Source organism: Imperialibacter roseus, assembly GCF_032999765.1.
GTDB classification, from domain to species: Bacteria; Bacteroidota; Bacteroidia; order Cytophagales; family Cyclobacteriaceae; genus Imperialibacter; species Imperialibacter roseus.
The window spans coordinates 1,684,659-1,700,514 of record NZ_CP136051.1 but is presented as its reverse complement, the minus strand read 5'-3'; the positions used below and the strand labels follow the sequence as shown (position 1 = coordinate 1,700,514).

At 47.3% G+C, this 15,856-nt stretch carries 13 protein-coding genes; 5 read left to right on the top strand and 8 right to left on the bottom strand.

All coding sequences use genetic code 11. The features are described from left to right. Positions 1 to 70: 70 nt before the first annotated feature. From RT717_RS07340 to RT717_RS07320, 5 genes are all read left to right on the top strand, one after another. Positions 71 to 1,138: a DUF3500 domain-containing protein gene (locus RT717_RS07340; protein WP_317491090.1), complete on the top strand. Its 1,068-nt coding sequence runs from the start codon at positions 71 to 73 to the stop codon at positions 1,136 to 1,138. A gap of 19 nt (positions 1,139 to 1,157) precedes the next feature. Next, a complete protein-coding gene (locus tag RT717_RS07335; protein WP_317491089.1) occupies positions 1,158 to 1,676 on the top strand; it encodes a hypothetical protein in 519 nt (172 codons plus the stop codon). Between the two features lie 187 nt (positions 1,677 to 1,863). Beyond that, complete coding sequence (locus tag RT717_RS07330; RefSeq protein ID WP_317491088.1) at positions 1,864 to 2,280, top strand: DoxX family protein; 417 nt, start codon at positions 1,864 to 1,866, stop codon at positions 2,278 to 2,280. A gap of 50 nt (positions 2,281 to 2,330) precedes the next feature. Further along, positions 2,331 to 3,218: a dienelactone hydrolase family protein gene (locus tag RT717_RS07325; RefSeq protein WP_317491087.1), complete on the top strand. Its 888-nt coding sequence runs from the start codon at positions 2,331 to 2,333 to the stop codon at positions 3,216 to 3,218. A gap of 38 nt (positions 3,219 to 3,256) precedes the next feature. Then, complete coding sequence (locus RT717_RS07320; protein WP_317491086.1) at positions 3,257 to 4,393, top strand: lactonase family protein; 1,137 nt, start codon at positions 3,257 to 3,259, stop codon at positions 4,391 to 4,393. A gap of 76 nt (positions 4,394 to 4,469) precedes the next feature. Here the strand turns inward: RT717_RS07320 and RT717_RS07315 are convergent, their stop codons facing one another. From RT717_RS07315 to RT717_RS07280, 8 genes are all read right to left on the bottom strand, one after another. Beyond that, positions 4,470 to 5,510 (bottom strand): sugar kinase, encoded by a 1,041-nt coding sequence (locus RT717_RS07315; protein ID WP_317491085.1) that lies wholly within the window; start codon positions 5,508 to 5,510, stop codon positions 4,470 to 4,472. Positions 5,511 to 5,538: 28 nt separating this feature from the next. Continuing rightward, complete coding sequence (locus tag RT717_RS07310; RefSeq protein ID WP_317491084.1) at positions 5,539 to 6,654, bottom strand: bile acid:sodium symporter family protein; 1,116 nt, start codon at positions 6,652 to 6,654, stop codon at positions 5,539 to 5,541. Between the two features lie 50 nt (positions 6,655 to 6,704). Further along, the gene (locus RT717_RS07305) at positions 6,705 to 7,184 is read right to left on the bottom strand and encodes a nuclear transport factor 2 family protein (RefSeq protein WP_317491083.1); all 480 of its coding nucleotides are present in this window, start codon (positions 7,182 to 7,184) and stop codon (positions 6,705 to 6,707) included. A gap of 75 nt (positions 7,185 to 7,259) precedes the next feature. Then, positions 7,260 to 9,485 (bottom strand): DUF5916 domain-containing protein, encoded by a 2,226-nt coding sequence (locus RT717_RS07300; protein WP_317491082.1) that lies wholly within the window; start codon positions 9,483 to 9,485, stop codon positions 7,260 to 7,262. A 114-nt stretch (positions 9,486 to 9,599) separates the two neighbouring features. Beyond that, positions 9,600 to 10,949: a hypothetical protein gene (locus RT717_RS07295; RefSeq protein WP_317491081.1), complete on the bottom strand. Its 1,350-nt coding sequence runs from the start codon at positions 10,947 to 10,949 to the stop codon at positions 9,600 to 9,602. A gap of 240 nt (positions 10,950 to 11,189) precedes the next feature. Next, positions 11,190 to 12,533, bottom strand: coding sequence for an enolase C-terminal domain-like protein (locus RT717_RS07290; protein WP_317491080.1), 1,344 nt, complete (start codon positions 12,531 to 12,533; stop codon positions 11,190 to 11,192). 55 nt (positions 12,534 to 12,588) lie between these two features. Beyond that, positions 12,589 to 14,769, bottom strand: coding sequence for an outer membrane protein assembly factor BamB family protein (locus tag RT717_RS07285; RefSeq protein ID WP_317491079.1), 2,181 nt, complete (start codon positions 14,767 to 14,769; stop codon positions 12,589 to 12,591). Positions 14,770 to 14,783: 14 nt separating this feature from the next. After that, positions 14,784 to 15,740 carry a hypothetical protein gene (locus RT717_RS07280; RefSeq protein WP_317491078.1) on the bottom strand — a complete coding sequence of 319 codons (957 nt, stop codon included), beginning with the start codon at positions 15,738 to 15,740 and terminating at the stop codon, positions 14,784 to 14,786. Positions 15,741 to 15,856: the final 116 nt, after the last annotated feature.

The window sequence follows — 15,856 nt, the reverse complement described above, 5'->3', positions numbered from 1 at the left end:
CAACCAGATTGGCATTAATTTTTATTGCGCTATATTGAGCGGGCTTTTACTCACTACCTAAACACCCTCAATGAAACCTGTTCTCACCTTCCTTGCCCTTTTTACCATTGCATCAGCCTCACTATTCGGCCAAACGGCTGACGAAATTGTAGGTGTTACCAAAAACTTCCTGAAAACACTTAGCGCAGAAGAGCTCCAGCAAATTAGTTTACCTTTCGACGACCCGGGCCGGGAAAAGTGGACGAACCTGCCCGTTGGCCTTGTGCCAAGGCCTGGTAAGCGTTACGGTGACCTTTCAGAAGAAAGCATGATCCAGTTTCACAGGGTGCTCACGACTTTGTTTAGCTCACAGGGCTACCTGAAGGTTACCAGCATCATGAAGCTGGACGATATCCTGAATATGGTATACGACTCCACTTTCAGCAGAGGGAAAATTTCTAAGGAGGGGCTGGCGCAAATCAAGAAACTCGATTGGGAATACGGGAATTACTATATTTCTCTGTGGGGCACACCCGATGTGAAAGAACCCTGGGGGCTTAATTTGGGTGGTCATCACATAGCCATCAGCCTGTCGATGGCGGATGGTAAATACTCGCTCACCCCCCTATTTATCGGAACCGACCCCGCTGAGGTGCGCATTACAAAATTTGCCGGACTCAGGGTATTGAGCAAAGAAGAGGACTATGGCTTTCTGCTGATCAACGCATTGACTGAGCAGCAAAAGAAAGTGGCGACATTGAGCCAGAAAGTACCGGGAGACATTATCACCAGCCCTAGCGGGCCGAAAAGAATTGACGACTACTACGGCATAAAAGCCGCTGACATGAACAAGGAGCAAAAAGGGCTGCTGGAATGGCTGATCAAAGAGTATGTCGACAACCTGGAACATGAGGGTGCGAAGCGGGCCTATGACAAGCTGCTGAAGTCTGGAGTCGACAACATCTATTTTGCCTGGATAGGAAGCTATGAGGCAAGAAACCCTCACTACTATATCATCAACGGGCCCGACTTTATGATCGAATACGACAACGTAGGCTTCGACAACGACGGCAACCATATCCATGCCATCTGGAGAGAAAAAGGCGGCGATTTTGGTGAAGACATTCTCAAAGCGCACTATTTGGGGCACAAGCATTAACCAATCGGCAGCAATTGGGATGAACAAACGCTTGGCCTTATTGTTCAGCTTTGCGCTGGCAGCGATACTGACATTTGGCAGCTTACTTTATTACGTTCTCAGCACTAAGGTGACAGATGTTTCAACATTTGAGCCTTATAGCGAAATAGTAGGCACAACTGTTGTTTTGAAACGTGCGGCAGTCATTGTCAGAAACCTTGATGCCTTTGTAAATGAGCACCCCTATTTACTAATCGAGATAGATCAGGGCCTTTTTGAAGGCAGCGAAGCTATGGACACGCTACCGATCGGTACCTCTCTGGGGATTCAAAAAGCAAAGCACTTCACAAACGGCTCCAGCGGATTCACACATGCCTTTGTGCTCGGTTGGGTGGAGCTGCCTGGCAGTGGCGAAATTGTTCCGTTTGAATATGGCTGGGGTGAGCAACACATTTCTCTTTATGGCGAAGAGGAAGAATACTGGACGTACCCAGTGGCATTGTGGCAAGAAAATGCGAATACAGCAAAGTTTTACATGAAAAAGACTGGCTTGCAGTGACGCTGGCTGTTGACTTAAAAAATGCCCTTCCCTTGCGTCGGAAGCTAAAACAGCGCCTCCAGTCGATGAAAGCAGTAAAAAAGTTTCACCAGGCGTGTACCGAAGCCGTCTGAAGGGTACTTATAATTAAAGGGCAACATCGTCTTTGATATTAAAAAATCTGTAACTCACCAAAACTCTAAAAACTATGAACCTGCTTCGCTTTGAACTACCCTCTCGTTTTCATGACTATGGATTGCTTGTGTTGCGGCTTGCCTTCGGCTTCTCCCTCATGTACGGGCATGGCTGGGGCAAAATGATGCGGCTATTCGGTCCGGACGAAATTAAGTTTGCCGACCCTTTCGGCTTTGGCCCAGCCTTCACACTGAGTTTCGCAGTATTCGCTGAGGTAATCTGTGCCATATTAGTGATGGCGGGCCTATTTACAAGAACAGCGTTGATCCCGCCCTTTATCACGGTAGCAACGGCCTTCTTCACCGTTCACTTCAGTCAGGAATTTAGCCAACAGGAAAAAGTAATACTGTTTGCCTTCGCTTTTCTGGCATTGTTTTTTACTGGCCCGGGAAAAATCTCACTTGATGGATATCTCAAAAACGGTAAATAATCGGAGGCAATGCCTTACCATTTTTCTACCTACTCATCAATACTATGCTAATGAAAGAACTCAAAAAAGAAGATATTAGCCAGGAGGTATTTGACCTTTATGACGACTACGCACATAGCCGAATTGACAGACGACAGTTTCTGAACAAACTATCTACCTATGCGATTGGTGGCGTAACGGTGATGTCTCTGATGAGCTTCCTGATGCCGGATTACAAAAGCAAGGTTCAGATACCTCAAAATGACTCCCGACTGGTGTCCGAGTATATCACCTATCAATCTCCGAAGGGGGGAGGTAAGATAAAGGCATTGCTAAGCCGACCTGCCAACGCCAATGGCAAGTTGCCTGGCATCGTGGTCGTACACGAAAACAGAGGGCTGAATCCACACATTGAAGACGTAGGGAGAAGGGCTGCTCTGGCTGGCTTTGTTTCGATAGCGCCTGATGCCCTCACACCACTTGGGGGCTATCCTGGAAATGACGACGACGGTCGTGCCTTGCAAAGCAAAAGAGACCGTGATGAAATGCTGGAAGACTTCATCGCTGCCTATGACTACCTGACTGCAAGTCCGCAGTGTACAGGTAAAATAGGGGTGGTAGGCTTTTGCTTCGGAGGAAGTATTTCAAATCTGATGGCAGTAAAAGTTCCTGGTTTGTCAGCAGCGGTTCCTTTTTATGGCGGACAGCCCCCTATCGACTTGGTTCCAAACATCAAGGCACCACTGATGTTGCACTATGCCGGTCTGGACACGAGAGTAAATGAAGGCTGGCCCGCTTACGAAGCTGCGCTTAAGGCGAACGGAAAGCCGTACAAAGCCTACATTTACCCTGATGTGAATCATGGATTTCATAACGATACCACACCGAGATATGACAAAGAAGCAGCTGAGTTGGCCTGGGAGCGGACTACAGCTTTCTTTAAAGAAAATCTACTGTAAACGACAAAAGTAGGTCTCAAATTTTATATCCAGATTCTATGATCATCAAAGCTTCAACAGGTGCAGCAGTTCTGCTCTTTACTCAATTAATGACGTTGTCGTCTACAGAAATAGCAGAACGACAGCCTATAGCGAACGGAATCTCTTTCTACGTAGGCACTTATACCCGTGGAGAAAGCAAGGGCATCTATCGATACCGGCTTCAACCTGACGGCAAGCTGAAGAGCTTCGGGCTAGCCGCTGAGTCGGAAAACCCGTCATTTCTCGCAAAAAGCCCCGATGGCAAGTACCTGTTGGCGGCCAACGAAAACAGAGATGATGCCGGTGGCGGTGGCACCATTACGTCGTTTGAGATAAATGGCGAGGCTTTGTCTCTTATCGACAAAAAGCCATCAGGAGGAGCTTCGCCTTGCTTTGTAACAATCGACAAATCTGGTTATGTGTTTGCGGCCAACTATAGCAGCGGGAATGTAGGGCTGCTACGGTTAGGTTCCTCAGGCATGCTAGATGGCCCATTGCACGTACTGCAACACGAGGGCGAAGGATCTCACGCAAGGCAAAAGGGGCCGCATGCGCATTCTGTTTGGTTCGAACCAAAGGGAAACACAATCATCTCAGTCGACTTGGGCACCAACGAACTCTGGTTTTCGACCCTGGATAAAGACAATGAAAAATTGGTTCCAACGGCGCCTTACAAACTGGCGATGGCTCCGGGAGCTGGTCCACGACACATGGCTTTCCATCCCAAAGGTAGCTGGGTATATGTAGTCAATGAACTATCGTCTACAGTAACTCAAATAAAGAAAAACAATGTGGGGCACTACGAAATTGCAGGCTCCATTAGTACACTGCCCACCGGATATGAAGAAACCAGCAGTTGCGCCGACATACATATTTCCGACGACGGAAAGTTCCTTTATGCCTCCAACAGGGGGCACAACAGCATAGCGGTTTATCAGGTCAATTCATCGAACGGCAGCCTGACACTTGTGGGGCATGAGGGTGTGCGGGGCGACTGGCCCAGAAATTTTACGCTATCCCCCGGCGGCGACTACTTGCTTGTGGCTAATCAAAAATCTAATAATATCATTTCGTTTAAGCGTGACAAGAAGAGCGGCAAGCTGGAGTTTGTTAGTGAGATAGAGGCTCCCAGTCCTGTTTGCTTGTTGTTCTAACACAGTCTTATGATCACTGGTTAAAAAAAGGGGAATCATGCGACTGACATGTGATTCCCCCACTTTGCTTTGGGCGTTACCTTGCTACTCTGCCTGAGGCATCTCCCGCCATCAACTTCTTCACCTCCTCAAGCGTTGCCAGGTTAGCATCTCCTACAATCGTATGCTTGAGGCAAGAGGCGGCCACAGCAAAATTGAGTGCATGCTGATCATCGTCTGGATAAGTGAGCAAACCATAAATAAGGCCTCCCATAAAGGAGTCTCCTCCACCTACCCTATCCACGATATGCGTAATTTGATATTCAGGGGATTTGAACATGGTCGTTCCATCATAGAGCACACCTGCCCAGGTATTGTGTGACGCAGAAATGGAGCCTCTTAGCGTGGTGATTACTTTCTTAGCATTCGGAAATTTCTTCATCATTTGCTGGCAAACCGATAGAAATGCTTCGGCCTTTACGTGCTCTCCTTGCTTGGTGATGTCCAGGCCGTCTGGCTTGATGCCGAAGTGTTTTTCGGCGTCCTCTTCGTTGCCTAAAATGATGTCGCAATAAGAGGTTAGCTCTGTCATGATTTCCTCAGGTTCAACTCCATACTTCCAAAGCTTTGCCCTATAATTCAGGTCCGTCGAGATTGTAAGGCCCATTTTGCGGGCTGTTTGCACAGCCTCCAGGCAAGCATCAGCTGCACCTTGTGATATCGCCGGTGTGATGCCAGTCCAGTGAAACCACCGGGCACCCGAAAATACACTCTCCCAATCAACCATGCCCTTTTTTATTTCCGCTATCGCAGAATGAGCCCGGTCGTAAACCACTTTACTGCCTCTGCTCACCGCACCGGTTTCCAGAAAGTATATGCCGAGTCGGTCTCCGCCAAAAATAATTTTATCTGTTCCAACGCCTCTTTTGCGCATCTCCATTAACGCACACTCACCGAGGTCATTTTTCGGCAGCCGGGTAACAAAGTCTACCGGAATCCCATAATTGGCAAGTGATACGGCCACGTTTGACTCACCTCCGCCATAAACTACATCAAAACTTGTTGTCTGCGAGAGCCTTAAAACTCCAGGGGTTCCAAGGCGCAACATGATCTCACCAAAGGTTACTACTTTTTTCATGGTCAATTCTTTTTCAAGATGTTATCAGTTAATTATTTGCTGGGATCTGCTCTGGTTCCTCATATCCCTTTGGGGCTCTTTTGTGCCAATAGGAAGCCAGTATAGAGCCCGTGATGTTCATGAGTGGGCCAAATACCGCCGGTGCCAGTCCCATGGTGCCAATTTTCCCAAGCGTATTGGCTATGCCTGAGGCCAGGCCGCCATTCTGCATCCCCACTTCTATGGCTATTGTTCTTGAGTCCTGTTCGTTGAGCTTTAGCAGCTTTGCATAAAAATACCCAAGCGTATACCCAAATAAATTGTGAATAAGTACAAGCACCATCAATATTCCACCGATATCGAGAAGGCTATCCCGGCCTGCCGCTGTAATAATCACAATGATGACCCCAATCGCCAGCATGGAAAGCAACGGCATTAATTTGTCCATCCATTTAGTTTTGTCACCCAACAATTTGTTAGAAAGCAGGCCGGCTCCTATCGGAAGAATGATCATCTTCACAATGCTCCACATCATCGCAAGCACCTCAATTTCGATAAACTCACCGGCAAGCAACTTCATCATCAGTGGCGTTGTAAATGGTGCCAGCAGCGTTGCGATGGATGTAATGGTAATGGAAAGTGCCAGGTTAGCCTTCGCAAGGTAGGCCATCACATTAGACGCTACTCCGCTGGGTGAGCACCCAATGAGCACTATTCCGGCGGCAATTTCAGGAGGAAAGTTGCTGAGCTTGGCCAGCGTGAAGCCAATTAAAGGCATGATCAACAATTGCGCACTTACACCAACTACCACACCTTTCGGGGACTTAAAAATGGAACCAAAATCGCCGAGACTCATAGAAGTGCCCATACCGAACATGATAATCTGGATCAGCGGTATGATCAGGTTGGTGAGTTTGAAACCTTCTATTACCAGAAAATACTCTGGGTAATACAAGGCTATGGTTACACCGGCAAAGATCATAGTGGTAAACACATAGCCTCTCAGCTGCTCGTGGCCACTGAAGCCGAAAGCAAGTAATGTAAAAAACGCTATAATGAGTGAACCAGCCTGCGACAGCCCACCGGTGAATATGGTAAAGAGTATCAGTAAAAGAAGAAGCAAAGTAGCCCCGAGGGCTGTTGAGTAGATGTTGAATTTTTTCAAAACTTCGTGGTTTAGGGTGAATTATTAATTTACCATGGCGGCCTGGCCCGTCATAACTTAAAAGCCTGGCGCAAGACCAGGCGAAGATGGCCGTTAGGGTACAACTTGTAAAGCTGTGCGTTGCCAATGCGCACATCAACCGTGTCTCCGTTGTTGAGTCCCTTAGCCTGAAAGACATGCCTTACAATCGCCATATCTTCAGTAGTGGTTATTTTTTGGTTTTCTGTTTCGATAGACAGGAAGGCAAATGGCCCGTTCACCACATCATCGACAAAGGTTTGTTTGTCCTGAACAGCGCCACTCGAATGCCCGTAACTAAGCTCTGCTGCGCATATGCTTATCAACGTCTTTCGGTCTCTGTTAAGCAGGGCCATGTTCAGGCTATCAACAGTCAGTTTCACCAGGTCAGCATTAATCTTCTGGCTAGGGGCCTCACCTGCTCCCTGTACAGCTGACTGACTGTTTTGCTCGCCGCAACTTAACAAAACGACAAGGAGAGTAAATATTAAACTGTATAAGGCTTTTTTCATTCTATAAGATGTTTTTGTGACTTATTAAAGAAGATGAAATGTGATAGTAATTACCGCCTCCATGCATAGCACCTACTATAAATTGAACATGTAATTGAGCTTAAGAAGGATGGCCCTGTTTCGGTTATATTGGAGAAACGGCGACGTAGTATAGTTGTCGCTGTACACAAGAAAGATATCCGACATGGTGCTGTAGCGCCACTGCAGCCTGCTGTTCACATTGAAATTCTCCCGCTGTGTATTGTATTGCAAGAAAGTTGTCCAAAATACCTTCGTGCTAAAATTGACTTCAGCTCGGGCGTTTACCAGCCTGAGGTTTGACTCCCCGTATGGATCAGGCAGTTTGAGATTGTTTTGTTCCCAGCCCACGGAAAAGGTACCCCAGGGCTGCCTCCTGTAGTTCAGCTGAAGCAAGTACCTGGTTAGGTTGCCATTGTAGTACTGCCCCACACCTACTTCAGTTTGCCAAGAGAATAATTTCCTGGCATCGGATTGGTAGGTGACGTTGAACCGTCCGTAGTCGAATGAGCCCGGCATCAGCGGAGCGGCATCGGTAAAGTCTGTAGGAAATCTTAGGTTGGTCTTAAGCAACTGAGGTTGTAGCTGGAGTTCGGCGGTGTTTTGGAATTTGATCTTATAGTCAATCCTGTTCTCCAGGTCGCTGATGGTGCCGTCCGGGTAAAGATCGTTATAGGTTCTCAACTCTATGTCGTGCGCCACAATCTTGCTGCCCTTTGCCGGACGAAACACATAGCCGAACCTGCCATAAATTCGCTCCCAACCGAGATGAATCAGTGTATCTCTCACAGCATCGTAGTTTTCAAGGCGGGGGAAAAAGCCCATATCGGCGAAGTAGTCGGACGATATGTTCCAGTAATTTATGCGTGCCTTCCATTTTCTTCCCGCATATTCAATACCCAGGTTCGTAAACGACCCATAACCAGCGTCAGGCTTCGCTGAAAGGTGATAAGCCGCAAAATAATTCCAGGTACCAGAGTTGTTCAGGTAGTTAAATTCTAATCCAGTATTTCTCCCATAATTATTTGCATGCCAACCATCATCTTGTGTGTAAGCCTGGCGGTTTGTAACGTAGCCTCTCAAAACGGAGCGACTCCAAATTCTCTGATTAAAAACGGCTATGGAATAGTTTTGTCCTGGTACGGTATCATTTGATTTGGTTTGAAGATGCAACAAACCGATCCTGGTGTTGGGAGTCACATTTCCACTCAATCGGGCTCCGTAGTTAATTGCAACCGGCCTGTTGTCCATGTCGAGTCCCATTCGTCTGGTAAAAATGGGCTTGGCGTCGTTGGGGCCAAACTCGGTAAAGAGGTCATTGTTTTCGAGAAAAAAACCACGTTTTTCAGGAAACCTGAGGTTGAACCTGGTCAGGTTCGTTTGCTGCACATCCACGTCAACAGTCGAAAAATCGGGATTAACCGTAAGGTCCAGGTTGAGTGAAGAAGTGAGCGCAATTTTCGCATCTCCTCCCACACGCACGCTCGTCTCCGAGCGAGGCGATTCGGCCTCGTTGTCTCTTGTTACGCCGCCTGTAACATAGGGCAGCACCGAGATATTGGTGCCATTTTTTGTCGGGGCAATGTCCCATTTCAGATCACCAGTGTACCCCAGATCATAAAGTTCAAAATTAACAGGCAACGGAGTCCAGCTATACTTTTGATTCCTCGACATATCATTGCGAAAGAAATTGACGCCCCAGGTACTGTTTTGGCTGTTGAACCGCAGGGTTTTGAATGGGATCGCCATCTCAACAACATACCTGTCCGGGTGGCGGGTAACGGCAGAGTACCACCGGTTGTCCCAGCTAAAAGTCATCCTGTCGGGTTGGGTAGCATTGGGCCCAAGCAGCTCTTCCGTCTGCACATTGTAGGGACTTACACCAAAAAGAAAGCCATTGGTATTGCTATTTACCGGATCGATAATTATCCCAAAGGCATCACTGGTAAAAAGTCCGTTGTCCCTCTTTAAAGTCTGAACAACATAATCCTCCACATCATAGCAAATAGCAGCGATGTATAAGTTATCGGCATCGTAAGTCATTCTAACTTCAGTGCGGACATCCGTTTTTATGTTATCCTTGGGGTATTGCTGCCAGAAATCACTCGCAACGTTTGGCGTAGACCATGAGTCCTCGCCTAGCATACCATCGACTTTAATAGGATCGGTGCTCCTCATTATCTGTAGTTGATAGCTTGACAAATCACCCTGTAACTGCCTCGCCGACAATGAGGAGATTGAAATAATGGCAACAACGATTAGAAAAAGGGTCAGGTGTCTCATTTCTCAATGATTTCTATTTTTTTTTGTGAATGAATAGAGCATAGAACCCCTTGGCTCTGCCTTTTGGCTAAGCCCCCTACGCCCTATTCAAGAAATGAAGTTGCTCGGTAGAAGCTAGTTGGCTTTTTGCTTGAGCGCAATGTATTCGTCCATAAGCTGAACAAATGCATCTATCATCGCAGGTTCAGCACAGCCTGGCTTCAAACTATTGCCAAGGGCTTTTTCCGAAGGCATCAGGTAAGCTGCATCGGTAGGTATATATCCAATAGCATTTGCCATTACTGTCACCATCATCGTCCTGTCAAATCGTGACGTTTCCTTCAAATGCATCCCAATTTCGGTAAACACTTCAGCAGCTACTCCGGCCAGTGCGATATCGTTGATCATCAACAAGTGTAATGGAATAGTTACCGGGTTTCCATCAACCATTTCGACCTTGGTTGGTGCGAGGTACCCACCTCTTGGCTCTTCAGGGTTTCTTGGATATTTCCTTTCCTGCCCTTCACAGGTTACTGAGGTTTTTTTACTCCAGATTTGCACTGTTTGATCAGTATTTTTAATCGATTTAACGAGTCGAACAATCTCTTCTCCCAATCTCCTGGCCTGCACATCAAGTATGGCATACCCCCCAATACCTTCGTCCTGTGTGTCTGGATGATCCTGGTTGTAGGTCGACATAAACATAGGGTTTTGATCCCCAGCTGCACCACTTGTCCAAACTGTCACAGCGTTTTTGAAATGGCTGTCAACATACTTAGCAGTTGCCCCTGGCAAATCGGCCGATATTTCAGGAAGTCCATCCTTTGTGGTGGCCCGATACATCACAACGGCATGCACGGCGTAGTTGGCATAAATGGCAATTGGTTCGCCCGAGAGAGTAGTAAATGAAACAACAGCCACCGTCTTGTCGGAAGGACCGTCCGGGTTATAGCCCATGTGGTAGCCTTCACCAATTTTCTCGTCCCGGTTGGTATTGATATAGGCTTTACCTTTTGCAAATCCCACTTTAGCAGGCTGTAGTTTAGCATTGGCTGCATTAATAGATTTTATCGTGGCATTCTTAATGATGTTGTAGTACTCATCTGCATAATCATTTGCTGGCAGCTGTATGGTGTTATGATCATGTGTAGCCGCTATAAACAAATCCTCTTGCGGAATCTTAGTACCAGCAGCCACTTCCTGAATAAAGCGGGCTCCGCCGGGCACTTTGCTTATGTCCATAGACACCAACGCCACTTTTTTGAATCCATTATCTATTACAATGGAGCGAACAAGCAGCGAATCGTGAATGCCACTAAACCTCCGAAACTGATCGGCAGAAGCGGTGAAAATGCTTGCTGGCGGGTTCATTATTTCTCTGGCCGCACCTACCTTCAGTGCACCCGATGGTATTCCCTGACCTCTTACCATACCAACTGCTGCTGACAGCAGTATAATTAGCGTAACTATTTTTGATGATTTCATTTCTCTTGATGATCTGATTTGTTCAATAAAGCTTTCCTATTTCTTCCTTGATTGCATACAGCTGACTATGGATCGGCTATGATTATTTTAAATATTGCACTTAACGGTTTGTTACTTCAAAGGCATGTACCTCCCCCGTCGTTATTTAAAAAGCTTGAAAAAAGTGCGCCAAGGCTGGCGCACCTTTCCACCTACTTAAACAACATATACAACCTACAAACTCAATGTCTTATGTGAGCCCTACGGCCTTATGATGGTACCGTCAGCGTTTCGTATCTGATTATAGCCCCTTAGCCTGATAGGATATTTAGCGGCCAGCTTCTCATCAATGTCCACCCCGATACCCGGCTTGTCGTTCAGGTGCATATAACCATTTGTGGTGGTCGGAGATCCGGGGAATACTTCCTGCTCTGCCTCTGGGAATATCCGGCCTTCCTGAACGCCAAAGTTCCAGATGGCCATGTCCACATGCGCATGGGCTGCATGACCAACTGGTGACACATCGCCAGGGCCGTGCCAGGCGGTACGAACACCGAAGAATTCACCTAATCTGGCGATTTTCATGGCAGGAGTAATACCGCCGATCTGCGACACATGGCACCTGATATAATCAAAATAGCGATTGGCGATAGGATCCAGAAATTCGTTGATGTTATTAAAGAGCTCTCCCATTGAGATAGGCACATTGGTGCTTTCTCTGAGCTGTGGCCACCAGCCCTGGTTTTCGGGAGACAAAGGATCCTCCATGAAGAAGGGCCGGTATTGCTCAACCGAGTTGATGAGTTGAATCGCCTCCATCGGCTGGATCTTCTCATGAATGTCATGCATGAGATCAATCTCGTCACCACATTGCTTTCTTACTGTGTCAAACAGCTCTATTACCGATTTGATGTATTTCTGAGGATGGAAGTAACGATCTCCCGCATAGCCATATCCCGCCTTTTTAAAGTCGGGAACGTAAGAATCGTCAGTCAATGATGGAGAGCTCATCCGAACGTACTGATAGCCCTCTTCCTTAAAACGATTGACGTTGTCGGCCACTTCCTGAATGGATCCCCCCGTGCGGGCATAAACTGGAATGGCAAAACGTGACTTACCGCCTAGCAGTTGGTATACAGGCATACCTGCTCTTTTCCCTTTGATATCCCAAAGTGCCTGATCAAGCCCGCTCAACACATTGTTCAGTACGGGGCCATTGCGCCAATAGGAGTCGATGTAGAACGAGTTCCACATGTCCTCTATATTATCTACATCCTTACCCTTGCAAAACGGGGCGAGGTAGTCATTAATGGCAGTAACCACCACTGACGCACGCTGTGTGAATGTGGAGCAGCCCAAACCATATAACCCGGGTTCGCTAGTATCAACTTTAACCACAATGAGATTGGCGTTGCTTGGCGAGGTAGCAATCGCCTTTACGTTCTTGATCGTGACTGGTGCGGTGCCCTTTGCGTACGCTGGTGTTTCTTTGTCTTTCGCATTGGCGCTGCTAAAGCCAAAGAGCCCAAGGGTGCCGGCTGCCGATCCAATTCCCAATGTCCGGAGGACATTTCTACGGCTTTCTATATTTTCATCTTTTTTCATGGCATTAGTGTTTAAGTGTATGTTCTGGTCTTATTTTAAGTCAACTAGATTGTGATCAATCGGGAAGTTTGAAGGCCACATAGTAGTCACCGGCTTTTTGCCCTCTTGCTCCACCTGCGGCAATGGCCACGTACTGCTTGCCATCCACTTCGTAAATAGCCGGTGTAGCAAAACCCGCTGCTGGCAGTTGATATTCCCACACTACTTTTCCAGTGTTTTTATCAAAGGCTCTGATTCTTTCGTCTTTGGTACCAGCGATAAAGACGAGGCCTCCGGCAGTTACCACCGGGCCGCCGTAGCTTTCTGTGCCGGTTATTGAAATACCCTTATCTGTCAACTCCGGAAATTCTCCCAGAGGAACCGTCCACAGGTAGTCCCCTGTATTGAGGTCAATGGCGTTAAGCGTCCCCCACGGCGGCTTAATTCCGGGATAACCCTGCTCATCAAAAAGCTTCGTCCAGGCCTTTTTGACATAAGCCGGCTGAAAGCCAAACGCATTCTGTGTCAATGATGGCTGTGGCTCGCTTCGCTCGTCTGCTGCGCCATCTCCCTGCGTTTTTGTTTCTTCCAGCAAGTAGCTGACAATTGTCTTCCGATCCCTTTCTGCCAGGTGTTGGAAAGACGGCATTCTACCTATGCCGCCCCCAAGGATGTTTAGTAGCTGAGTGCTATTGTATTGATTCTTAACATTGCTTATGTCGGGAAAATCGGTTCCATTACCCTTCTTGTCCTTACCATGGCATGCTGCACAATTGAGCGAAAACAGTTGCTCACCCGACAATACCTCATCACCAGCATCCCCTTGCTGGATATTTTCAGTCATCTCAAGAATCCACGGGTTGTCGTTGGCATTTTGGTATAATATTCCGTCGGGGTCGATTGCATTTCCACCCCACTCTGCTCCGCCACTATAGCCGAACAATAGCGTTCCTTCTTTGCTTGGAGGAGCGAACTTATTATCCGTTTTATATCTCTTATATATTTGCCTGGTATAGGCTTCTGCTTCGGGTGAAATGTCGGAAATATCATCCTCGGTATACACCTGCCTTGAGAATGGAGCTGGCTTCAATGGAAACTTTTGGGTGGGCCATGGTGACTCCCCGGGTAAGCCATTGGTTGGCACCGTTCTTTCCTCTACCGGAAATACCGACTCCCCTGTTTTGCTATTGAGCACATACACCATCCCATCTTTCGTCGCCTGAACAACTACCTCAAGCTTTTGTCCGTTGTGCTCGATGGTAGCAAGATTAGGTTGCAGTGGATGATCTCTGTCCCACAGGTCGTGGCTAATGGTTTGGTAGTACCATACGAGGCTGCCGTCGCTAGCATTCAAAGCCACTATACTGTTGGCAAAGAGATTTTGTCCTGCTCTGCTTCCGCCATAGAAGTCCGCTGCAGGCGAACCAGTACCAAAAAACACCACTCCATTTCTCTCATCCAGGATCATTCCAGACCAGGTGTTTGCGCCACCGACTTCCTTGTAGGCACCCTCAGGCCATGTTTCGTAACCAACCTCTCCGGGATGTGGAATGGTGTGAAATACCCATTCCAGCTCTCCGGTGACAACATTGAATGCCCGCACGTGGCCAGGAGCACCATCGCCGGCTTCAGACACAGCTGAGCCGATCACAAGCGTATTTTTGTAAATCACACCTGGTGAAGTTGCTCTTACTCGTGTTTTTGTGATATCGGCGTCAATACCGTCCGAAAGCCCCTGCCGAAGATCAACCACCCCGTCGTTTCCAAAACCAGGTATCAGTTTACCAGTGGCAGCGTTTACCGCATAAAGATTTGATTCGACAGTATACAAAATGCGCTTGTCGTCTCCATTCTCCCAGTACATGACACCACGGTTGCGAAATCCCTCTTCAGGTGGCGAAAACTTCCAAAGCTCTTCCCCGGTTGCCGCATTAACGGCAAATAGCTGGAGAAGCGGCGTTGTCGCATATAGCACGCCATCTATTACAATCGGCTGACACTGGATTTCCCGTACTCTGGCGCTGCTCCCCGGCTCTTGTGGTTCTCTCGCTTTGTACATCCACGCCACTTCAAGTTGGCTTACATTCTCAATAGTAATCTGATCGAGCGGTGAATACCTGTTTCCGGCATTATTACCCCCGTAAACAGGCCAGTTCACACCTGTATCAAACCTTGAGACTGTTTTATCTGACTCGCTCTGCTGGCAACCAGATACAAATGCCAGTAGTATGGCAAGACTTTTAAGTCTAAATTTCATCTTTAGCATGTCAATCAAAGTGTGTAGTAATCGTAAGTAATTGTCCATGAAAATGACTCCGACTCAGCTACTTTGACGCTGATATAGGGCTCTGGACAAACCGTTTTCATAGCTGACCAAAAAATCAACCTCGATAGCGGTCTATCGCAGGTAATTCTTACTCCTGCACCATTGTTTCTGTTCTCAATCGCTATATCATAGTCTGACGCAGAGCCGCCATAACCACCAATCGAGCGAAGTCGGGCATGGTCGTTTTTGCCCAACACCCCCGTGTAGCTAACTTCCCCACTACTCACCTCGGCAAAGTCGCCAAGCCCACTAGCATCCCCTTCCACCTCAAAGGGGAATCGAATGAGGAAACCAGGACCTACGGTAGCATTGTCGATGACAAAAAAGTTGTGATCAAACACCTGCGTATCGATGACCTGACCTCCCTTATTCGTCAGGGTGTGGTCAATTATCATTTTGTTTCCACTTAGCCTTACTACTTTTTTGTAGCTGTAGCTATATTCCTCACTTACTAAATCGTGGACAAATTCTACCTTGTCAGCACTGTGCTTAATGCTCCATATACCATGGTCAACAATTTTGTAAGGTTTTGAAAAATGGTAAGGGGCGGTGTCCAGCCTTTCCAGCACTCCTACTCCAACCTTGACAAACGTCTGGCCTACTTTGGCCTGGTCGTATCCCAACGGGTCAAAAGCCTCCACAGGGCCGGTTATTGCATCGTGTAAAAAGGGGTCGTACTTCTCGAACCATTGCCCGAAGTAGCTGTGTCCTTTGTAGTTAAGTTGTGAAACCACGCCTGACCAGTCAAACCTTGCTCCCCTGTAGTAACCATTTACAGCATCGGGCAAGTAGATTTCTGCACTTATAGTTCCGTTAGAAATTTTTGCTTTTGGGACTTCCTGAGCCCTCGTCGGAACATACCAAATCACCAAAAGGGTCGCAGTCAAAAATGCTTTGTTCATAACATTTATCGTTCGTAACAGGTAATAGTTATCCAGCCCAGCCATTTCGAAAAAGGGTGTTGTCAACTTTGTGTCAAAAAACTTTAATTTATTTCAGTACACCTGGCTCATTGATT